The sequence below is a fragment of the Vibrio rotiferianus CAIM 577 = LMG 21460 genome, assembly GCF_002741985.1.
GTDB classification, from domain to species: Bacteria; Pseudomonadota; Gammaproteobacteria; order Enterobacterales; family Vibrionaceae; genus Vibrio; species Vibrio rotiferianus.
Map to the genome: position 1 here is coordinate 169795 of NZ_APHW01000002.1, position 22630 is coordinate 192424.

General features: G+C 43.9%; 18 protein-coding genes, 1 tRNA gene and 1 pseudogene. 12 read left to right on the forward strand and 8 right to left on the reverse strand.

What is annotated here, in order from left to right:
- Positions 1-35: 35 nt before the first annotated feature.
- From B853_RS01615 to B853_RS01630, 4 genes are all read left to right on the forward strand, one after another.
- A complete protein-coding gene (locus B853_RS01615; protein ID WP_038885807.1) occupies positions 36-1844 on the forward strand; it encodes an AMP-dependent synthetase/ligase in 1809 nt (602 codons plus the stop codon).
- 448 nt (positions 1845-2292) lie between these two features.
- Positions 2293-4017, forward strand: coding sequence for an acetolactate synthase 3 large subunit (locus B853_RS01620; protein WP_010445654.1), 1725 nt, complete (start codon positions 2293-2295; stop codon positions 4015-4017).
- Position 4018: 1 nt separating this feature from the next.
- Complete coding sequence (ilvN, locus tag B853_RS01625) at positions 4019-4513, forward strand: acetolactate synthase small subunit (protein ID WP_005430438.1); 495 nt, start codon at positions 4019-4021, stop codon at positions 4511-4513.
- 112 nt (positions 4514-4625) lie between these two features.
- Positions 4626-6506, forward strand: coding sequence for a sensor domain-containing diguanylate cyclase (locus B853_RS01630; RefSeq protein ID WP_038885806.1), 1881 nt, complete (start codon positions 4626-4628; stop codon positions 6504-6506).
- A gap of 51 nt (positions 6507-6557) precedes the next feature.
- Here B853_RS01630 and B853_RS01635 read toward each other — a convergent pair whose 3' ends face one another.
- Entirely contained in the window at positions 6558-7217 is a 660-nt protein-coding gene (locus tag B853_RS01635) for a GntR family transcriptional regulator (RefSeq protein ID WP_010445661.1), read from the reverse strand.
- Positions 7218-7375: 158 nt separating this feature from the next.
- Entirely contained in the window at positions 7376-8788 is a 1413-nt protein-coding gene (gene pykF / locus B853_RS01640) for a pyruvate kinase PykF (protein ID WP_010445663.1), read from the reverse strand.
- A gap of 432 nt (positions 8789-9220) precedes the next feature.
- Here pykF and B853_RS01645 point away from each other — a divergent pair, with 432 nt between their 5' ends.
- The 5 genes from B853_RS01645 to B853_RS01665 all read left to right on the forward strand — a co-directional run bounded on the left by B853_RS01645 (position 9221) and on the right by B853_RS01665 (position 14749).
- Positions 9221-9982, forward strand: coding sequence for a DeoR/GlpR family DNA-binding transcription regulator (locus B853_RS01645; RefSeq protein ID WP_038885805.1), 762 nt, complete (start codon positions 9221-9223; stop codon positions 9980-9982).
- A 114-nt stretch (positions 9983-10096) separates the two neighbouring features.
- Complete coding sequence (glmS, locus tag B853_RS01650) at positions 10097-11929, forward strand: glutamine--fructose-6-phosphate transaminase (isomerizing) (RefSeq protein ID WP_038885804.1); 1833 nt, start codon at positions 10097-10099, stop codon at positions 11927-11929.
- Between the two features lie 295 nt (positions 11930-12224).
- Complete coding sequence (locus B853_RS01655) at positions 12225-12602, forward strand: DUF3316 domain-containing protein (RefSeq protein WP_038885803.1); 378 nt, start codon at positions 12225-12227, stop codon at positions 12600-12602.
- Between the two features lie 94 nt (positions 12603-12696).
- Positions 12697-13386, forward strand: a complete 690-nt coding sequence (locus tag B853_RS01660) for a heavy metal response regulator transcription factor (protein ID WP_038885809.1) — start codon at positions 12697-12699, stop codon at positions 13384-13386.
- Positions 13379-14749, forward strand: a complete 1371-nt coding sequence (locus B853_RS01665) for a heavy metal sensor histidine kinase (RefSeq protein WP_038885802.1) — start codon at positions 13379-13381, stop codon at positions 14747-14749. Before B853_RS01660 ends, B853_RS01665 begins: the two co-directional genes overlap by 8 nt.
- Before the next feature lie 102 nt (positions 14750-14851).
- Here the strand turns inward: B853_RS01665 and B853_RS01670 are convergent, their stop codons facing one another.
- Positions 14852-15133, reverse strand: coding sequence for a hypothetical protein (locus tag B853_RS01670; protein ID WP_038885800.1), 282 nt, complete (start codon positions 15131-15133; stop codon positions 14852-14854).
- A 163-nt stretch (positions 15134-15296) separates the two neighbouring features.
- Here B853_RS01670 and B853_RS01675 point away from each other — a divergent pair, with 163 nt between their 5' ends.
- Together B853_RS01675 and B853_RS01680 are read left to right on the forward strand one after the other, a co-directional pair.
- Positions 15297-16016, forward strand: coding sequence for an SIMPL domain-containing protein (locus tag B853_RS01675; protein ID WP_038885799.1), 720 nt, complete (start codon positions 15297-15299; stop codon positions 16014-16016).
- Between the two features lie 233 nt (positions 16017-16249).
- A complete protein-coding gene (locus tag B853_RS01680) occupies positions 16250-16525 on the forward strand; it encodes a hypothetical protein (RefSeq protein WP_038885798.1) in 276 nt (91 codons plus the stop codon).
- 59 nt (positions 16526-16584) lie between these two features.
- Here B853_RS01680 and B853_RS01685 read toward each other — a convergent pair.
- The 5 genes and pseudogenes from B853_RS01685 to rpsU form a co-directional block, all read right to left on the reverse strand.
- A tRNA-Ile gene (locus B853_RS01685) sits at positions 16585-16660 on the reverse strand.
- A 144-nt stretch (positions 16661-16804) separates the two neighbouring features.
- Positions 16805-18666: pseudogene (gene rpoD, locus B853_RS01690) on the reverse strand (RNA polymerase sigma factor RpoD).
- Between the two features lie 99 nt (positions 18667-18765).
- Positions 18766-20526, reverse strand: coding sequence for a DNA primase (gene dnaG, locus B853_RS01695; protein ID WP_038885796.1), 1761 nt, complete (start codon positions 20524-20526; stop codon positions 18766-18768).
- Positions 20527-20674: 148 nt separating this feature from the next.
- Positions 20675-21118 (reverse strand): GatB/YqeY domain-containing protein, encoded by a 444-nt coding sequence (locus tag B853_RS01700; protein ID WP_010445688.1) that lies wholly within the window; start codon positions 21116-21118, stop codon positions 20675-20677.
- A gap of 28 nt (positions 21119-21146) precedes the next feature.
- Positions 21147-21362, reverse strand: coding sequence for a 30S ribosomal protein S21 (rpsU, locus tag B853_RS01705; protein ID WP_001145625.1), 216 nt, complete (start codon positions 21360-21362; stop codon positions 21147-21149).
- 229 nt (positions 21363-21591) lie between these two features.
- Here rpsU and tsaD point away from each other — a divergent pair, with 229 nt between their 5' ends.
- Positions 21592-22608: a tRNA (adenosine(37)-N6)-threonylcarbamoyltransferase complex transferase subunit TsaD gene (tsaD, locus tag B853_RS01710; RefSeq protein ID WP_038885795.1), complete on the forward strand. Its 1017-nt coding sequence runs from the start codon at positions 21592-21594 to the stop codon at positions 22606-22608.
- The last annotated feature ends 22 nt before the right edge of the window (positions 22609-22630 follow it).

Consider the following 22630-nt stretch of genomic DNA (forward strand, 5'->3'; position numbering starts at 1 on the left):
AGCTTACGCCTGTAAGCCAAAAGGTAATGTAGAGAATGGCCAAGTTAGATTTTCATATCGTTAAACGTATTCGTGAACAAATTGCGAAAGGTGGTACCCGTGTTGCACTCAAACATAAAGTGGGTGATGCGTGGCAGGGTATAACTTGGGAACAGTTTGGGCAGCAAGTAGATGCTTTGTCACTTGCTCTTTTGGCTCAAGGATTGGGCGTTCAAGATAAGATCGGTATCTTCTCAAACAACATGCCACAATGGACCATCGCTGATTTCGCAGCGTTGCAATTACGTGGTGTGACTGTTCCTATCTACCCAACCAATACCGCTGCACAATCGGCTTACATTATTGATAACGCTGATGTAAAAGTGCTGTTTGTTGGTGAGCAGCCGCAGTTTGATGCTGCCGTCAGTATTTTCGATGAATGTAAGCAGCTTGAGCTAGTCGTAGCGATGTCTGACGATATTGAGTTGGGTGAGCATGCATTTGCCATGACTTGGCGAGACTTCGTTGCAAAAGGTGACAATTGTCATCAACCAGAACTTAATGCTCGTTTAGAGCAGGCGCAAGAAGCAGACTTGCTGACGCTGATCTATACCTCGGGTACAACGGGGCAGCCAAAGGGTGTGATGTTGGATTACGCTAACATCTCAGCTCAGCTTGAAGGCCATGATGAGCGTTTGAGTTTGACTGAAGATGACGTATCGCTGTGCTTCTTGCCACTATCACACGTATTTGAGCGTGCGTGGACATTTTACGTACTCTATAAAGGCGGTACTAACTGCTACCTACAAGACACCATGCAAGTGCGAGATGCGCTGAGCGAAGTGCGTCCGACGGTAATGAGTGCCGTTCCTCGCTTCTATGAGAAGATTTTCTCTGCGATCCATGAAAAAGTGTCGCGTGCTCCATTCCACCGTAAGATTATGTTTACTTGGGCAGTGAATATGGGCGCGAAGATGGCTGCTTGTCATCAAGAGAAGCGCAAGCCATCACTCATGCTGCGTAAGTCATACGCTTTAGCTGACAAGTTGGTTCTAAGTAAGCTACGTGCATTGTTGGGTGGACGTATTAACTTCATGCCTTGTGGTGGTGCAAAGCTTGATGAAACCATTGGTCGCTTCTTCCATGCAATCGGTATTAACGTAAAACTTGGTTATGGTATGACTGAGACCACTGCAACGGTTTCATGTTGGGATGACCAGTGTTTTGACCCAAGCTCTATCGGTATGGCAATGCCGGGTGCGCAAGTTAAGATCGGTGAAAATAACGAGATCTTAGTGCGTGGTCCTATGGTGATGCGCGGTTACTACAAAATGCCGGAAGAAACCGAAAAAACGTTTGATGAGCACGGTTTCTTAAAAACAGGTGACGCGGGTTACATTGATGAAAATGGTAACTTGTTCATTACTGACCGTATCAAAGAGTTGATGAAGACCTCCAACGGCAAATACATTGCTCCGCAAGTTGTAGAAGGCGCAATCGGTAAAGATCACTTTATCGAACAAATTGCTGTGATTGCTGACACTCGTAAGTTTGTATCTGCCCTGATTGTTCCTTGTTATGACTCATTAGAAGAGTACGCAAAAGAACTGAATATCGCTTACCACGATCGTGTTGAACTTATTAAGCATCACCAGATTGTTGAGATGCTTGAGAAGCGAGTGAATGACCTACAAAAAGAACTGGCAAAATTTGAACAAGTTAAGAAATTCAAATTGTTACCAAAAGCGTTCTCGATGGATGATGGTGAGTTGACCCCAACACAAAAACTTCGTCGTAAAGTCATTAATGACAAATACCAAGATGAAATTGAAGAAATGTACAAAGAAAAGTCAGATAAAAAGTAACTTAAGCTGACTTAGATTTCAGATTGATGAAAAACTCCCCAGTTGCCTAGTATTGTGCTGCTGGGGATTTTTTATGACCGCTTTTCACACTTCTTTCCTCTCAGTAAAGAGAAAAAAACACTCTACGCCGCTATTTTGAGTGAAATTATTCACTTTATTTTTGGCTTGTTTGTTCTATTGGTTCTGATTTGGCCGTTCTTGGTAGCGTCTAACCCTGTCTTTGTTCTGATTTGTAGCATCTTGTTTAAAATTTGATTCAACTCTCATTAGACCCGTTGATAATAAAACGTTACATTTGTTGTGTTACCTTGCGTTTTGTTATGACAGGCGCAAGACATAGCTGAAAAAGTGGAAGTATTTCTATTAGGCTACGAATAAGACCTAGACTATGTAAAACCAGACCAAACCGTTGGCCTTACGGAGAGGAATACTGGTAAGGAGAGCAATTATGACAGCAATGTTGTCAGGCGCAGAGATGGTTGTGCAATCTCTGATTGAAGAGAGCGTAGAACAAATCTTTGGTTACCCAGGTGGTTCCGTATTAGATATCTACGATGCGCTGCACGCCAAAACAGACCAAATCAAACACGTATTAGTACGACACGAGCAAGCAGCTACCCATATGGCAGATGGCTATGCACGAGCAACGGGCAAGCCTGGTGTAGTACTGGTATGTTCAGGTCCAGGCGCGACCAATACCATCACCGGTATTGCAACCGCGTATATGGACTCCATTCCAATGATCGTTATCTCTGGTAACGTACCGAACAACCTGATCGGTAATGATGCCTTCCAAGAGTGTGACATCGTGGGTGTTTCTCGTCCAGTCGTTAAACACAGCTTCCTAGTGAAAAAAGCGGAAGATATTCCTGAGACGATCAAAAAGGCGTTTTACATCTCGACAACTGGTCGTCCTGGCCCAGTTGTGATTGATTTGCCAAAAGACATTTTGAATCCGCAAATCAAGCTCCCTTACGAGTATCCTGAAAGCATCTCGATGCGCTCTTATAAGCCAACGACATCTGGCCATAAAGGTCAGATCAAGAAAGCGCTGAAATCGTTGGTTGAAGCGAAGAAGCCGGTATTGTATATCGGTGGTGGTGCGGTGATTTCTGGCGCTTCTGAATATATCCAAGAGTTGTCAGAGCAACTGAACTTACCAGTAGTGAGTACATTGATGGGGTTAGGTGCTTTCCCTGGTACGCACAAGAACTCATTGGGTATGCTAGGCATGCATGGTACATATGAAGCCAATATGGCAATGCATGAAGCGGATCTGATCTTTGGTATTGGTGTGCGTTTTGATGATCGTACCACCAACAACTTAGAAAAGTACTGTCCTAACGCGAAAGTGATGCATATCGATATCGATCCTTCTTCTATCTCGAAAAACGTAAAAGTGGATCTGCCGATCGTAGGTTCTGCCGACAAGGTTTTAGCAACCATGGTGGGCTTACTAAACGAGCAGGGTAGCAGCAGCGATCAGGATGCAATCACTAACTGGTGGGAAGAGATCCAAGTTTGGCGCAACCGTAATTGCTTAGCTTACGAAACATCTTCTGAACGTATTAAGCCTCAACAAGTGATTGAGACGCTACATAAGCTAACCAATGGTGATGCTTATGTTGCATCGGATGTGGGGCAGCACCAGATGTTTGCTGCGCTTTACTACCCATTTAATAAGCCACGCCGTTGGATTAATTCAGGTGGTCTTGGCACGATGGGCTTCGGCCTACCTGCTGGTATGGGCGTGAAATTCGCAATGCCAGAAGAAGAAGTGGTCGTGGTCACTGGTGATGGCAGTATTCAGATGAACATTCAGGAATTGTCGACGGCAATGCAATACGACATCCCTGTGAAGATCATCAACCTGAACAACCGATTCTTAGGCATGGTAAAACAGTGGCAAGACATTATTTACCAAGGTCGTCACTCCAATTCATACATGAGTTCTGTTCCTGATTTTGCAGCGATTGCAGAAGCTTATGGTCACGTCGGTATTCGTATCGAAACGCCAGATCAGCTTGAAGCGGGTCTACAAAAAGCGTTAGATATGAAAGATCGTTTGGTGTTTGTTGACATCAATGTAGATGAAACCGAACACGTTTACCCAATGCAGATCAAAGGCGAGGGTATGGACAAGATGTGGCTAAGCAAAACGGAGCGTACTTAATATGAGACACATTATTTCTTTACTAATGGAAAACCAACCTGGTGCTTTGTCTCGTGTTGTTGGTTTGTTTTCTCAGCGTGGTTACAACATTGAGTCTTTGAACGTATCACCAACCGATGACGAAACACTGTCGCGTTTAAACATTACGACTACATCCGATGAAATGCAGCTTGAGCAAATTCAAAAGCAGCTTCATAAGCTGATCGATGTGCTCAAAGTTCAAGAAGTGACAGAGTTTGAGCATATCGAGCGTGAACTGATGATGGTGAAGGTGAAAGCAAGCGGTTTTGCTCGTGCTGAAGTCAAGCGCACCGCTGATATCTTCCGTGGTCAAATCGTCGATGTCACCGCTTCTCAGTATACGGTTCAGTTAGCGGGGACCAGTGAGAAATTGGATGCTTTTATCCAAGCGATTTCAGAAGTTACCGAAGTGGTGGAAGTTGCGCGAAGTGGTGTTGTGGGTATTGCTCGTGGAGAGCGTTGCCTCAAACCGTGATGTAAATGGACACATTTTAGAAAAGCCATCGCTAGTCGATGGCTTTTTGTTTAGAAATTAGTAAACAGTGATATAATTGCTGCTTTAGTAACCAGTAAGAGTAGTAGAACGCGTGAAAGTCAGGAAGTTGGTCAGTGCTTTGCTGGCAACGACGCTATTTTTTAGCGCGCTCATCTCAGTCTACTACTATCAGAAGTACCAAAATCTGCTGGCAAATAACATTGAAAATACGGCAAAAGAAGCCTTACATCAGCTAGCTTACTCTGAACGTGAGTATGAGAACGTTCTGGATCAAATATCTTCTATCAGTGATCTTCTCGGTCACAGCCAAAGCCTTTATGACTACTTACACCAGCCCAACCAAAAGAATCTTGCGATTTTGGAAGAGGTATGGAGCTCCGTTGCCGTTAACCAGAAGTGGTATCGTAAGATTCGTTTTCTAAGCCTTGAGGGGCAAGAGCGTGTACGTATCAATTATGACTTCAAAACAGGACAAGTGACATCTGCGGACAAGTTGCGAGACCGTTCTGGTCGTCGTTACTTCCAATACGCAAAAAATTTAAAAGATGGGCAAATAGGCTCATGGGGTATTGAGCTAGAAGAAAATGATGGTGTGCCAATATACCCTTATAGTCCATCTGTCCGGATCATGATGCCCGTTGCTATGGATGGAATCCGTCAGGGATACCTTATTCTCAATATCGATGTCCAGTATTTGTCATCTCGCCTAAACTACTCTCCAGTGAAGGATTTTAATATCGAGCTGCTTAATCAAGCGGGTTATTACGTCACTAGTCCGCATAGCGAAAAGCTGTATGGCGATATTATTCCAGACCGTTCGCGCTTTAACCTTGGGTTATTTTACCCGCAGATATGGCAACAAATGGGAACTGAGAAAATAGGTTATGAGTACATTGGTAAGCATTTGATTGTGTTCAACACAATAGAGTTTGTGCGCGGTGAGTATCTACACCTTGTTATTGATTTATCCCAAGAAAAATTATTACAGCGTGCGGAACGCGACATAGATGATTTGGTACAAGAGGCACTATTTGTTCTTAGCTTGATGCTCGTGTTTGCTTTGCCTATTACCGGCGTCGCGCTGCACTATCGTCGCTTTAGTATCGAATCTAAGCTCGCTCGTGCGGCATTGGATGGTATGACGGCTGTGATGATTACAGATACTTCTCATCGCATCATGATGATCAACCAAGAATTCGAGAATATGATGGGGTATTCCACCAAGAGGGTTGAAGGATGGAATGCTCAGAAGCTGCTCTTTTTACCAGAAGATTTCGAATACATTCTGCAAATCTGGGGACTGCTTGGTAAGGAAAATATGTGGGAAGGAGAGGTGCGTTGTCGAACCAAGCTCAACCATGTGTTTACTGCAATTATGCGTGTGCAAGCGATCAAAGCAAAATCAGGTAAGGTCCGCTATTACATTACTTCACTTGTTGATATCTCTGAACGTAAGCAGCTCGAAGATCAGTTGCGTAAATTGAGTGAAAAAGATGGTCTCACTGGCCTTTGGAACCGCCGTAAGTTTGAAGAGCAACTGACATATAATGCGAATATGTTAGAGCGATACCCAGAGACGCCGACATCTTGCTTAGCACTGGTCGACATCGATCATTTTAAACGTATAAACGATGAACGTGGGCATGACGAAGGCGACCGAGTCATTAAACTTGTTTCGAAAGTGCTTCTCCAAGGCGTACGAAATACCGATTTTGTCGCTCGGGTCGGTGGCGAAGAGTTCGCTGTCATTATGCCGCATACCAGCGCAAAAGAAGCTGAGATCGTATTGAATCGATTGAGAATTGCTGTCGATATACACGCAGAACTTAGTGTGACTATTAGTCTTGGTTATACGGATTTAACAGCGAACAGTACACGAAGCTACAAGTGTGCAGATATTGCGCTTTATGAGGCAAAAAGCAGCGGAAGAAACTGTGTCTCGTTTTGCTATAGTGGTGATGATATTGCGTAAAAAAATCGGGCATGTGCCCGATTTATAGTCGTTGTTACTACGAAGTACGCGTTACGCCATCTCAAGTACAGATTCGATGCGCTGCATCGATTTTAGTAAATGATCATCCAGTAATTGCATCGCTTCTTCGCTGTTTTTTGCTAACACGAGTTTCATGATCATCTCATGTTCATCGATATCAAATATTGCGCCGTTCTCTGAACTAAGAGTTTGCATAGCAAAGTAACGGTAACGTTTGATCTGGTGGATCAAATCACTGAAGAACTCAAACATGTTTTGTGAATCAGCACCTTCTAACAGCGATACGTGAAACTGATGATGTCGCTCTTCCCATTCTTGCCAACAAAAAGTGTCGTCAAAATTAACACGAGAAAGTTTATGGTAAGAGGTTAGTACATCTAGTTCCCAAGCTTCATCTCCAGCAAGAATCGCCTTTTTCAATAGTACTGAAGAGACGACACGCAGACTTTCATAAAGATCGTTGAGCTCTTTTTTGCATACTGGAGCGACCCAACAACCTTTTTGTGGCTCAAGTTTGACGTATTTAGTCCAAGATAGTTGTACTAAGGCTTCTCGAATTGGTGATGCCCCAACGTTGTATTTATTTTTTAGTTCGGCAACAACGAGCTTTTGACCTGGCTTTAATTCGCCTGTCAGGATGTCTTGGCGAATCATTTTCGAGACTTTATCAGTAAGAGTTGGGCTAGACACATGCACCTCATAGATTTTTATCGTGACGACAATTAAACAGTACGTAGTTCTGTTGTGGTTGATAATATAGCGTACTGAATACTAGGGCAAGTGAAATATATAAAAAAAGAGGGCCGAAGCCCTCTTTTTTATTTAACTGATGATTGAATTCTTCAGTCTTATAGAACGTGTACAGAAGCTGTGTTTGTTGTGCCTGAAGCTACTAGAGCGCCAGAAACCATAACAACGATGTCGCCTTTGTTACCTAGACCAGATTCTAGAGCAAGCTCTTTACCTGTTACGTAGAACGCATCAGTGCTTTGGATAGAATCAACAACTACTGGAGTAACACCTTTAGTTAGAACTAGCTGTGCAGCAGTCTTAGTGTTAGTTGTTAGTGCTAGGATGTTTGCAGTTGGGAAGTATTTACGTACTGAACGTGCAGACTTACCACCTTCCGTTGCAACAACGATAAGTGGAGCAGCTAGTTTCTCAGCTGTGTCTACTGCGCCTTTACATACTGCTTCAGTGATGCGTAGACGTGGGCTGTCTAGACGAGAACCTAGCTCAGCTTTTAGAGCTGAATCAGTACGGTTCGCGATTTGAGCCATGATAGTTACCGCTTCAACTGGGTACTTACCTTTAGCAGTTTCACCAGAAAGCATTACTGCGTCAGTACCGTCCATTACTGCGTTAGCAACGTCGCCAGCTTCCGCACGAGTAGGACGTGGGTTGTTGATCATAGAATCAAGCATTTGAGTTGCAGTGATAACCATCTTACGTGCACGGTTACACTTCTCGATCATCATCTTCTGAGCGAAGATTACTTCTTCAGCTGGGATTTCAACACCTAGGTCACCACGAGCAACCATGATGCCGTCAGAAAGCTCTAGGATCTCGTCGAAGTTATCAACACCTTCTTGGTTTTCGATCTTAGAGATGATGTGGATGTTCTCGCCGCCGTTTGCAGCAAGTACTTCACGGATTTCTTGAACGTCAGAAGCTTTACGGATGAAAGAAGCAGCTACGAAGTCAACGCCTTGCTCACAACCAAATTTAAGGTCGTTCTTATCTTTTTCAGATAGAGCAGGTAGGTTTACAGAAACGCCAGGAAGGTTAACACCTTTGTTTTCGCCTAGAGCACCGTTGTTAAGAACTTTACACTTAACTTCAGTTTCAGAAGTTGCAAGCACTTCCATTTCGATTAGACCGTCGTCTACTAGGATAGTGTTACCAACGTTTAGGTCGTTAGCAAAACCAGCGTAAGTTACTGCAACTTTGTCTTTGTTACCTACAACTGAGATGTCAGTTGTGAAAGTGAATTCTTGACCAGCTACTAGATCAACGTCGTTGCCGTCTTCTAGTTTGATAGTACGGATTTCTGGACCTTTAGTGTCTAGAAGGATTGCAAGTTGCTTGCCTGTAGCTTCCATTACTTGGCGGAAGTTCGCGATACGAGTGCCGTGTTCTTCGTAGTCACCGTGAGAGAAGTTAAGGCGCATAACGTTCATGCCAGCATTTACTAGTTCAGTTAGCTTCTCTACAGATTCAGTTTTAGGGCCAATCGTACATACGATTTTGGTCTTTTTCATGGAAGATACTCTCCGGTAAGTATTGTTACAATTTGAAAGTCGGTTGTTTACTCTGAAGTTTAGGCGTTTTGACGACATTTAGAGCCTGCCATCTATCGATTTTTCGCCACATTATTGGAACTTCAGATTCTGAAAGTCTTTCACCAAGTTTAGTCATTTTATGACTAAAAGATCGGCAATTTTGGTTACCTTTTTGTGACTAATCCCACTTTATATGCAGAAAGTTGCAAAAAAATAACCGTCAATTCTGTAATTTTTTTTCTTTTCGGTGGCGAATTCTACCACTGAATGAATCCAATATCACTGTTTAAGAATTGTCTTAGGACAAGGTTTTATCGAGAAATATTAATTTTTTGGATCGAAATAAATGGACTTAAAAGTTTCGACTTGACTATAATAAATTTCAAATCGAAACTTATAGTCAAAGAGAAAATGTCGAAACGAAACACTCAACTAAGAAGACATACTATTTCTAATCTAGTAAATGAGCTTGGGGAAGTCAGTGTTGATGAACTGGCGCAAAAATTCGAAACCTCAGAGGTCACGATAAGAAAGGATTTAGCATCTTTGGAGAAAAATGGACAACTATTGCGCCGTTATGGTGGTGCAATTGCGATTCCAACGGAAGTTATCCATGAAGAGATGAGTTCAAATGTTTCGGTTCGAAAGTTGAGCTTGGCAAAAGCGGCCGCATCACTGATCCGAGATCATAACCGTATTGTGATCGATAGTGGCAGTACGACAGCGGCGTTGATCCAGCAATTAAATGAAAAACGTGGTTTGGTCGTGATGACAAACTCATTGCACGTCGCCAATGCACTTAACGAATTAGAGAGTGAACCAACATTACTGATGACCGGTGGTACTTGGGATACGCACTCAGAATCCTTCCAAGGCAAAGTAGCCGAATCAGTATTAAGAGCTTATGACTTTGACCAGCTATTTATCGGTGCTGATGGTATCGATTTAGAGCGTGGAACCACAACCTTTAATGAATTGGTTGGTTTAAGCAAGGTGATGGCAGAAGTCTCACGAGAAGTTATCGTCATGATTGAGTCTGAGAAAGTAGGGCGCAAGATCCCTAACTTAGAACTCGCTTGGGACCAAATTGATGTATTGGTTACCGACGCAGAGTTACAGGCAGAAGACAAAGTACAGATTGAACAACATGGCGTAAAAGTCATTTGCGCCTAATCTAATAATGTAAACAGTTTCATATTTCACTTCCCTCTGGATATAGGCCTTTGCTTGCTGCCTCTATTTGAAATCATGGTCAGGGAAGAACAAAACAATAACGGAGATAAACACATGTGTGGAATCGTAGGTGCAGTGGCACAACGAGATGTAGCAGAAATTTTGGTGGAAGGCTTACGCCGCTTGGAATACCGCGGTTATGACTCAGCAGGTGTGGCTATTGTTGATGGTGAAACCAATTTAACGCGTATTCGTCGTCTTGGTAAAGTACAAGAACTTGCTGACGCAGTCGATGAAGCAAAAGTGATTGGTGGTACGGGTATCGCACACACTCGTTGGGCTACTCACGGCGAGCCATCAGAAGCAAACGCGCACCCACACATGTCAGGGGATATCGCAGTCGTTCATAACGGCATCATCGAAAACCACGAAGAGTTGCGCGCTCTGCTTCAGTCTCGCGGTTACGTTTTCGAATCTCAAACGGATACCGAAGTTATCGCTCATATGGTTGAGTGGGAACTTCGCACTTCAGAAACGCTACTAGAAGCGGTACAGAAGACAGCAAAACAATTGGATGGTGCATATGGCACGGTAGCGCTGGATCGTAAAGACCCTTCACGCATCGTAGTAGCGCGCTCAGGCAGCCCAATCGTTATTGGTTTTGGTGTGGGTGAAAACTTCCTTGCCTCTGACCAACTTGCGCTGCTTAACGTGACACGTCGCTTCATGTATCTAGAAGAAGGTGATGTTGCAGAGATCACTCGTCGCGAAGTGACTGTATTTGACGCAGCTGGTGAGCGTGTAGAGCGTGAAATCACAGAATCAAATGCTGAACACGATGCGGGTGACAAAGGTCACTACCGTCACTTCATGCAGAAAGAAATTTACGAGCAACCAACAGCGCTGATCAACACAATGGAAGGTCGTATCACGGCAGATTCTGTTGTTACTGAGGCAATTGGTGTTAACGCGGCAGAAATCCTAAGCAAAGTTGAGCACGTACAGATTGTTGCATGTGGTACGTCTTACAACGCAGGTATGACAGCACGTTACTGGTTCGAAGATATTGCAGGTGTCAGCTGTGACGTAGAAATTGCGTCTGAATTCCGTTACCGCAAGTTTGTGACGCGTCCAAACAGCCTATTGATCACGCTTTCTCAGTCTGGTGAAACAGCCGATACGCTAGCAGCACTTCGTTTAGCAAAAGAGAAAGGTTACATGGCGGCAATGACCATCTGTAACGTCGCGGGTTCTTCTCTGGTTCGTGAATCTGACTTTGCATTCATGACCCGTGCAGGTGTGGAAATCGGTGTGGCATCAACTAAAGCGTTCACGACTCAGCTTTCTGCACTACTAATGCTAGTGACTGCCCTTGGTAAGCAACAAAACCGCATCAGCAAAGAGAAAGAAAAAGAGATCGTTGAAGCGCTTCATGCTCTTCCGAAGCAAATCAATGCTGCGCTGTCCTTTGAGAAAGAAATCGAAGCACTGGCAACCGATTTTGCCGATAAGCACCACACACTGTTCCTAGGTCGTGGTGAGTTCTACCCAATCGCGATGGAAGCATCTCTAAAGCTGAAAGAGATTTCTTATATTCACGCAGAAGCTTACGCAGCGGGTGAACTGAAGCACGGTCCTCTAGCGTTGATCGATGCAGATATGCCAGTTGTAGTGGTTGCACCAAGCAACGATCTTCTAGAAAAACTGAAATCAAACGTTGAAGAAGTTCGTGCGCGTGGCGGTCTGCTTTACGTATTTGCTGATGCTGACGCAGGCTTTGAAGGCGATGAGACCATGAAGATCATTACTATGCCACACGTTAGTGAACTCACGGCTGCGATCTACTACACCATCCCAATGCAGCTGCTGTCTTACTACGTAGCATTGATCAAAGGTACGGACGTAGACCAACCTCGTAACCTAGCGAAAGCGGTAACCGTAGAATAAGCAACGCGAGGTGTGATTAACATTACACTTGTTTATGTTGCGCAATGTAAGTAACGAAAACCTAAAGCGAAGTCATATGACTTCGCTTTTTTATTGAGTTAAACAATGCGTTATCGGGTAATGCCGAAGGAAATCGATTGAGTGAATAACTTCTCTAGGTTTCGCTCTAACCTCTCCCTACCTTTGAACCTGATTATGATTTATGACAAAAATGTCATCTTCGCGATAGGCTGGTGTCAGGTGTGTTGTTGAATAATGCAGTTATTGAAAACAAACACACTCAAAGGTCATCCACATGAAAGTACTGAAAACTGTTCTCCTTGTAACAACAATGGCAATCACTAGCGCATCAGCCTTCGCTCAGCCTAACTTTACTGGCGGCAATTACGTAGACAGAGTCGAGATGAAAACTGTGTCCGTGGAACCAACGGCAACCTCTGACGCTGCATATCAATTCGCTTTGGCTGAGCTTCAGTCATTGAAAAACTTGTCTGCTCGAGAGTTAAATAAAGAGTTAAATATCTTTAGCTTTGACATTGCCTCTGACAGCACACATCTTAAGGATGGTGGGTTTGTTACCGTTCAAGAACGCATGAATGAACAGGGGCAATTGGAATATGTAGGCACGGTGAATGTTAAAGTGCACTACGCACAGCGCGACAGTAATCGATAAAAACATCGAATGAAAAGAGTATGATGCTATGTGTGTCGTGCTCTTTTTGCGATCACAAGCATTGCATACAACCCGTCAAGATAGAGGGCTGAAATTGAAATTATTGATTGTGGAAGATGAACTGAAGGCTGGTGAGTACCTGCAGAAAGGTCTGGTGGAATCGGGCTACGTTGTTGATTGGGTTCGTGATGGTGTTGATGGCCTATATCACGCCACCAGTGAGCCTTATGACCTAATTCTTCTAGACATCATGCTACCTAAGCTCGACGGTTGGCAAGTACTCAATACTCTACGTAGCAGCGGTATTCATACCCCAGTTATCATGCTCACGGCGAAAGAACAGATAGAAGATCGCGTGCGTGGTTTTGAGCTAGGGGCGAATGACTATGTCGTTAAACCCTATGCGTTTGCTGAGCTACTGGCGCGAGTTCAGAACGTATTCCGTCATCATACTTCCTCTCGAGTACAGACCTCTTCCCATACATTGCAAATCGCTGATTTAGAATTGGATATGATGAGGCGTGTGGCAACACGAGGCGGGCAAAGCATTACTCTAACAGCAAAGGAATATGCGCTGCTTGAGTTGCTAATGCGTAAAGAAGGTCAGGTATTATCGCGAACCACCATTGCGTCATTGGTATGGGACATGAACTTTGATAGCGATACGAACGTGATTGATGTTGCTATCAAACGACTGCGCAATAAGGTCGATAAACCATTTGGAACACCTTTAATCCATACCATAAGAGGGATGGGATACAAACTGGAAGCGCCAGATGTTTAAGCGGCCTGCCAACCTATCCATGCAAAACAAGCTCGTGCTGATGTTTGTCGGCACGACACTGCTGGTTTACCTTGTTTTAGCATTTATTCTTTATTACACCATCGAGCGCCATTTCTTTACTCAGGATTACAACGAAACCATCAGCAAATACAACTCTATTGAGAAGACCATGCTGGTTTCTCGTGAATCAGCCTATTTGCTTATCGATAACAGTTCTGCCTATATGTGGGCATTCGAAGAGGGGGAACTTACTTATAAAAACTCGACACTCTCAATTCCTAAAGAACTTTCTCTCAAGCTGAGTTCTCCGCAAATATTGAATCAAAATAATGCGATTGAGTGGCATGAAGACTCCCTAGATATTCGCGCGTTTGCCTTTGAAGCTAAAGGCGTCATCGTGGTGATTGGCGTTAGCATTAACCACCATCTTCTGTTTCTTAATAAGCTAGGCTGGATCTTATTTTGGTCACTGGGCTTTGCATTTTTAGCCTCTGCTTTGTATAGCCGAACAATCGTGGGTCGAGGTTTGAAACCAATTCTTACTCTGAACAAACATATCCAACATATCAGCCCGGAACAGTTGGATATTCGTATCGTTCCCGAAACATTACCGATTGAATTGCGAGAGTTGGCAATTAAGCACAATGCGATGTTGGATCGTTTACAAATGGGGTTTCATCGTTTGAGTGAGTTCTCATCCGATATCGCTCATGAGCTCAAAACGCCGCTGACCAACATAACGACTCAAAACCAAGTAATACTCGGTGCTGCCCGCACTCCAGAGGAGTATCAAGAAGCGATTGCTTCAACGTTGGAGGAGCTTGAACGGATAACCAAGACCATCAATGACTTGCTGTATATTGCCAAAGCGGAGAACAAGCTTATTCATCGACACAACGAGCGCTTCGCGGTGCATGAGCAGGTGGCTCATTTGATCGAGTATTTTGAAATACTCGCGGAAGATTCGGCGCTGTCCATTACCACTTCAGGTGAGGCAATGTTGTATATGGACCGAAACATGTTTGAGCGCGCTATCAGTAACTTATTGTCCAACGCGATTCGCCATGCACATGATGAGACGACGATCTCAGTTGATGTTGAGCAAAATGATGAGTGTGTGACCATCAAGGTCAGCAACGTTGGTGAGATGATTCCTAAGCAAAACTTGCCTTATCTATTTGACCGTTTCTATCGGGTCGACAAATCTCGCCACCATTCAGGCAGCGTGGGAGCAGGGCTGGGTTTGTCGATCACTCAATCAATCGTTCATGCTTATGATGGGCAAATCAGAGTGACTTCGGAGAATAACCAAACCCAGTTTTGTGTAGTCTTTCCGACAATTAAAGCGGATACAGTTGCCTAACCAAATTGTTTAGAGTCACCTTTAGTCGTATGCGGATTTAGCTACTATTTTGCCTTCACTCTTGATGATAGTTTTACTATTAAATTGGGCTAGATAGCGTTTTTATGCTTTATCGCCAGCAAACATAAGGATACTCAGCGAGTTCAGTGTTTCACCAAGGCTTTCCAAAGAGTTAAGTACTTGCTTGGTTGGTTCATTCTCAAGTAGTAAGCGACCGTCAAAGCCTTTACTTCCACAAGGCTCTTCTTCGCAAACTACTGGAGCGTTTTCTTCAGAGCTTGGTTTTCCAACCATTTGCTCTTCAGAGGTAACATCGTTGGCGCCAGAGCAGAATGCTGAGATGAAGAATCCGCCGAACATAACCAATAACTTTGTTTTTAACATGATGATAAACCCAACAATAAAACGCTGTTCGATTTTATGTTATTGTGATCATCATTTCGAGTGATATGACACAAATTTAGCTTTCGATCGCTAATTTTTTGCCATTAGCGAGTTATCTTATCTACATAATAAATCGTTTTGTTTAATGAAATCAGGAGGATGAATGGAGCGCATTTCTAATAAGGCGTCTATATGGTTAGGGCTATGCTTAATTATAGGTTTGGGGACTCTAGGTTATTTTATCCAGCAGACCGCAGTTAAATACAGAACATATGAGCGAGTTGTTACTGTTAAAGGTCTATCTGAAAGAGAGTACCCAGCCGATACCGTAATTTGGCCAATCCAATTTACGGTAGCGAGTAATGATGTCGGTACCATGTTTGATGAAATTGATAAACAAACTAAGTTGGTTGTTAGCTACTTAACGAGTAAAGGGCTGGATAAAGGAAACATTTCATTTTCTTCTCCAAACGTATTTGACAAGAAAGCACAACAGTATGGGAGTGAGCAAGAAGCGGAGTTCCGCTACATTGCCTCTCAAACAGTGACGGTGTTTAGCCATGAAGTAGAGCTTGTAAGAGGCGCAATAACTGAGATTGGACAGCTAGGTAAACAAGGGATTTTGCTAAATCAAGACCCATACTCAAATCGCATTGAGTATAGCTTTACTAAGCTGAATGATATCAAGCCAGATATGATTGAAGAAGCGACCAAGAACGCTCGTGAAGTGGCAGAGAAGTTTGCCAAAGATTCAGAGAGTTCACTAGGAAAAATCAAACGTGCAACGCAAGGTCAGTTTTCTATCTATGACCGTGATAGCAATACGCCTTACATCAAGAAAGTACGTGTTGTTTCGACCGTTCAGTATTACCTCTCGGATTAGGCCTTTCGCTCCTTTCCTAGTTTTATACACTTACACAAAACCAGCGCTCATGTGCTGGTTTTTATATTCAGTTAATTGCACTTTGACTAATGGACTCTTGTGGCTTTGTGCAAGTGATTTTTTATAAAACTAAGTTCTTATTTGTTTGTCGATGAAGTTGATAAAAGTCAATTCAGCGAGTGAATTAGAGGCGTAATTTTGAGCGCACTAATTAGCTAGAAGGAATTACTACGATGACATACAAATATTACCTCAGAGAGCTTGTTGGCTTAGCCATTGTTGTTTCTGTGGTGTTTGGAGTGTTGAGTGTTTTACTTGATTTATATGCGTTGATGGCATGGTGCGAACATCAAGACAGTATTGCTCATGTCTTTTTCCATGAATCATTCTACTTTATCGCTTTTCTTATCCCACCTTACTTCTTATGGAAGTTCATCAATCGCCCTGATTTGGTTTCAGCAGCGCAGCAGTACCAAGCGAGTAGGCTTGAGTTAGAACGCTCATTATAAAAGCGTTGTGGGCAGAAACGAGAAAGGCTCGTAGATTTCTCTACGAGCCTTTCAGAATATGGTGGCCCCTCCCAGACTTGAACTGGGGACCAATCGATTATGAGTCGACTGCTCTAACCACTGAGCTAAGGGGCCTTAATAGGTCAACGATTATAGGGGAAGCGTTGCAAGCTGTCTAGACACTAGGTAGGGCAATTGCGCTTAGTTTTTATTCACTTAGCTTCACGGATAATAAAAAAGGTGACACTCGGTCACCTTTTTTGCTTTTAATCGTTGCGATTACTCGTCTAGGAAGCTGCGCAGCGTTTCTGAGCGGCTTGGGTGACGTAGTTTACGTAGTGCTTTCGCTTCAATCTGACGAATACGTTCACGAGTAACGTCGAACTGTTTACCAACCTCTTCTAGAGTGTGGTCAGTGTTCATATCGATACCAAAACGCATGCGAAGTACTTTTGCTTCACGAGGAGTTAGGCCTGCAAGAACGTCTTTTGTTGCACCTTTCAAGCTGGTCATTGTTGCTGAGTCTACTGGTAGCTCAAGCGTTGTATCCTCGATAAAGTCACCTAGATGCGAATCTTCGTCGTCACCGATTGGTGTCTCCATAGAGATTGGCTCTTTAGCGATCTTCAGTACTTTACGGATCTTATCTTCTGGCATTTGCATACGCTCTGCCAGTTCTTCCGGTAGCGGCTCACGACCCATCTCTTGTAGCATTTGGCGAGAGATACGGTTTAGCTTGTTGATCGTTTCGATCATGTGCACCGGGATACGAATTGTACGTGCTTGGTCTGCGATTGAACGAGTGATTGCCTGACGGATCCACCACGTTGCGTAAGTCGAGAACTTATAACCACGACGGTATTCGAACTTATCTACCGCTTTCATCAGACCAATGTTACCTTCTTGGATAAGATCCAAGAACTGTAGACCACGGTTGGTGTATTTCTTAGCGATAGAAATTACTAGACGCAAGTTCGCTTCAACCATCTCTTTCTTAGCACGGCGAGCTTTCGCTTCACCGATAGACATACGACGGCTGATGTCTTTGATGTTTTGTACTGTCAGAGAGGTTTCATTCTCAATCATCTTTAGTTTAGCGATTGAGCGGCGAATCTCTTCTTCGTTACGTTTAATCTTTTCAGCGTATGGCTTGTCAGAAGCTAAAACTTCATCTAGCCATGCATCTGTAGATTCATTACCAGTAAACAGTGCAATAAACGATTTCTTCGGCATTTTGCCGTATTCAACCGTTGACTTCATGATCAAGCGTTCTTGAGTACGAACACGATCCATAGAAGTACGCAGTTCGTTTACTAGGTGGTCAAACTGTTTTGGTGTCAGACGGAATTCTTTGAATACGTCTAGCATCAACTCGTTTGCAACGGTCGCTTTCGGGCTTTCGTAGCCGTGTTCGTTGATTGCAAGTTGAAGGTTTTGGTAAGTGCTGCGTAGCTGGTTGAATTTCTCAAGCGCTAGCTCAGGGTCGATACCTACATCTTCTTCTGAATCATCATCGCTATCGTCGCCATCTTCGTCTTCATCAACGTCTTCTTCGTCTTCATCTTCTAGCTGAGATTCAGTTAGTTCAGAACCGATGTGTGTTGCTGTCGGAGCTGTCGTATCATCGGCGTCTGGATCAACAAAGCCAGAGATTAGGTCAGTAAGACGTAATTCTTCTGCTTGTACTTTATCAAACTGCTCAAGGATGTATGGGATAGTGCCTGGGTATTCAGCAACAGACGATTGAACTTGGTTAATACCTTCTTCAATACGTTTTGCGATGTCGATTTCGCCTTCGCGAGTCAACAGCTCAACCGTACCCATTTCACGCATGTACATGCGCACTGGGTCAGTGGTTCGGCCGATTTCACTCTCTACGCTTGATAGCGCAGCAGCAGCAGCTTCAGCTGCATCTTCATCGGTAATGTTGTTGTCATCGTTCAGAGCTAGGTCATCAGCATCAGGAGCAGTCTCTACTACCTTGATACCCATGTCGTTAATCATCTGAATGATGTCTTCTACCTGTTCTGAATCTACGATTTCAGCAGGTAGGTGGTCATTTACTTCGGCGTAGGTCAGATAGCTTGTTCCTTGCCTTTAATAACAAGTAATTTTAGCTGTGACTGCGGATTTTGATCCATAGACGGTATCCAACTTCGTAATCTGGTGAAGGAATCAGTATGCGAAATGCAAACCACTTACTATAACAAATTAAATTGTTGCTGACTAATTAAACAGGGTTACGCTTTTAAATCTAGCATAAGTGCTAGCAGCTCCCTTTTCTCTTCGGCTGATAAACCGACACTTCTTGCTTTGGCCTGCAGGTTTTCAATTTGCTTTTCTACGCACTGGGCAATTATTTTGTCCAGTGAGTCTAAAAATATTTCTTCTTGGTTGTCCTCATCAAGTGGGATATCCCAACTCGCGAGACGAGACAGAAGGGCCTCATTTTGGCTATTTCGCCAATGCTCTAATAATTGGCCTGTGTTGATATGGGGATGTGCCTGACATTTATCAAGTACATCAACAAATAAACTTAGGCCTGGTATGGATAAATCTCTCACTGAGGAAAGATCCGGTACCATTTGAGCATAGCTTGGATTCTGAATAAGTAGAGCGATTACCTCACGCATTGGAGTTCGTTTGATCTCTTTGTGCGGCTGAGGTCGAGTTTCGCTTGCTTTCTTACGTGGTTGGCGTAAGCGGTTATCAAAACCCGTGCGCTCATCAAGCAATTTTTCGAGTAACTCCTGAAAGTATGGATCAGGAATCTTGTCGATCAAGGCGCTAGCATAGGCACGTAGTGCCGACTTACCTTCATTGTTGCCCAAGTTAATTTGGTGCAATTCAATCAAGTTATCAAATAAGTAGCTTGATAATGGAGTTGCTTGCTCAATTTGTTGCTCGAAGGCCTGTTTGCCATATTTGCGAACATAGCTATCTGGGTCTTCGCCATCAGGTAAGAACAAGAACTTCAAGGTGTTACCCGTTTTTAGGTATTGAAGTGCATTTTCTAGCGCGCGCCATGCAGCTTCTTTACCTGCGCGGTCACCATCGTAGCAACACACTACGGTATTGGTCTGACGGAACAGCATTTGGATGTGATCGCCAGTTGTTGACGTGCCCAATGAAGCGACAGAGTAATCTACGCCATATTGCGCTAACGCGACAACATCCATATAGCCTTCAACCACTAAAACTCGTGGTGGTTCACGATATGCCTGCAAAACTTCATAAAGGCCGTAAAGCTCTTTACCTTTATGAAAAATAGGCGTTTCTGGTGAGTTGAGGTATTTCGGAGTACCATCACCAAGTACACGGCCACCAAAGCCGATCACTCGACCACGACGGTCACGAATTGGGAACATAATACGACCACGGAAGCGGTCATAGCGGTTACCTTTATCGTTTTCAATCAACATGCCACCAGTAACCAGCATGTCTTGGTTGTCTTTATTCTGGCCGAAGTTCTTACGGACTAAGTCCCATTCATCCGCTACATAGCCGATGCCAAACTTCTGCACGATTTCGCCAGACAGTCCACGATCTTTTAGGTACTCAATCGCCACTTTGCTTGCTGGTTGCTTGAGTTGGTTACGATAGAATTGAGCAATACTGCCCATCAAATCGTAAAGGCTACGCTTTTCGCTGCTGCTTGCTTGAGGGCCAGAGTTAAATTGACCACCGCCGCCGCTGCGCTGTTCGCGTGGCACATCCAAACCAAGATAAGACGCCAGCTCTTCAATCGCTTCGACAAACTCTAAGCGCTCGAACTCCATGATAAAATCGATGGCATTGCCGTGCACGCCACAGCCAAAACAGTGATAAAACTGCTTTTCTTGGCTTACGCTAAATGATGGGGTCTTTTCATTGTGAAACGGGCAACAAGCACCGTAGTTTTTACCTTTTTTCTTAAGTTTCACGCGTGCGTCGATGATATCGACAATATCGAGTCGAGCTAGGAGGTCATCAATAAAACTGCGAGGGATGTGTCCAGCCATAAAACCTAACAAAAAAAGAAAATCATGATTGGTATGAATGGATTACAGGAAAAAGCATGGGCACTGCTTTTTGTTATTCCATTCTGCCAGATACAAACAAGCCGTGCGTTCCAAAGGATAGCACGGCTTGCTGCAATTGGGTGGGGTATTAAGCCAATTTAGCGCGAACTAGACCGCTTACTTTACCCATATCTGCACGCCCTTGAATTTGCGGTTTCAGAACGCCCATTACTTTGCCCATGTCTTGCATGCCAGCTGCACCAGATTCAGCAATTGCACTCTCAATAAGAGCTGCAACTTCTTCGTCTGTCAGCGGTTGAGGCATAAAGTCCTCAAGAACGGTAATTTCAGCTTGTTCCGCATCAGCAAGATCTTGACGACCCGCTGCTTCAAATTGCGTTACAGAATCGCGACGTTGTTTAACCATCTTGGTCAATACAGCAAGGATGTCGTCGTCGCCCAGAGTGATCTGTTCGTCAACTTCACGTTGCTTAATTGCTGATAGAGCTAAACGAATAGTACCAAGGCGCAATTTGTCCTTGGCTTTCATCGCTAATTTTTGCTCTTCTTTGAGTTTATCAATCAGAGCCATAACTAAATTCCTTTCCGGAGCTCAGTTATTAGTACAGGCGAACGCGACGAGCGTTTTCGCGAGCTAGCTTCTTAGCGTGACGCTTTTGAGCTGCTGCTTTAGCGCGTTTGCGAACTGTAGTTGGTTTTTCGTAGTGCTCACGACGACGCACTTCAGAAAGGATACCTGCTTTTTCGCAAGAGCGCTTGAAACGACGTAGAGCAACGTCGAACGGTTCGTTTTCACGTACTTTAACTACTGGCATATGCCTTTCACCTCAGGGGTTATTCGTTAACGCTGGAATTTAATGAACCAAATCACAATTGTTTGGTCAGTTACCAGCTTGATCAAAAATGGTGCGGAATTTTAATCCGATCAACACAGCTTTGTAAAGCCTTTTATCGCTTATTGTCTGTACAAAATTTGTTTGAAGCATCAAGCAGGGTAATATGACGCCCAAATTTCCTCTATATAGAAAGCATACTGAGATAACCATGCGCATTATTGGTATTGAAACCTCTTGTGACGAGACTGGCATCGCGATTTATGACGATGAAAAAGGTCTTTTATCACACAAGCTTTACAGCCAAGTAAAACTTCACGCAGATTATGGCGGCGTGGTGCCTGAGTTGGCTTCACGTGACCATGTTAAGAAAACCATCCCTCTTATCAAAGAGGCGCTGAAAGAAGCAAATTTGACTTCTAAAGACATCGACGGTGTAGCATACACAGCAGGCCCTGGTTTGGTGGGTGCACTGCTTGTTGGTGCAACTATTGGTCGCAGTATTGCTTACGCTTGGGGTGTGCCAGCGGTGCCAGTTCACCATATGGAAGGTCACCTATTAGCGCCTATGTTAGAAGATAATCCACCACCGTTCCCATTTGTGGCGGTATTGGTATCGGGCGGCCACTCAATGATGGTGGAAGTGAAAGGCATCGGAGAGTACAAAATCCTAGGTGAGTCTATTGATGACGCTGCGGGTGAAGCATTCGATAAGACGGCGAAACTAATGGGCTTGGATTACCCTGGTGGCCCACTATTATCTAAGCTGGCAGAAAAAGGCACGCCGGGTCGCTTTAAATTCCCACGTCCTATGACCAACGTACCTGGCTTGGACATGAGTTTCTCTGGTTTGAAAACTTTTACTGCGAATACTATAGCTGCAAATGGTGATGATGAACAAACGCGTGCAGATATTGCTTTAGCATTTGAAGAAGCGGTATGCGCTACTCTAGCAATCAAATGTAAACGTGCATTAGAGCAAACGGGTATGAAGCGCATCGTTATTGCCGGTGGTGTAAGTGCTAACCGTCGTTTACGTGCAGAGCTAGAAAAACTCGCGAAGAAAGTAGGCGGTGAGGTTTACTACCCTCGTACTGAGTTTTGTACCGACAACGGTGCGATGATTGCTTATGCAGGTATGCAGCGCCTTAAAAATGGCGAAGTATCAGATATGGCAGTAGAAGCGCGTCCACGTTGGCCAATTGATCAGTTAACACCAATCGCTTAATCAAACTTTTGAGTAAAGGTTT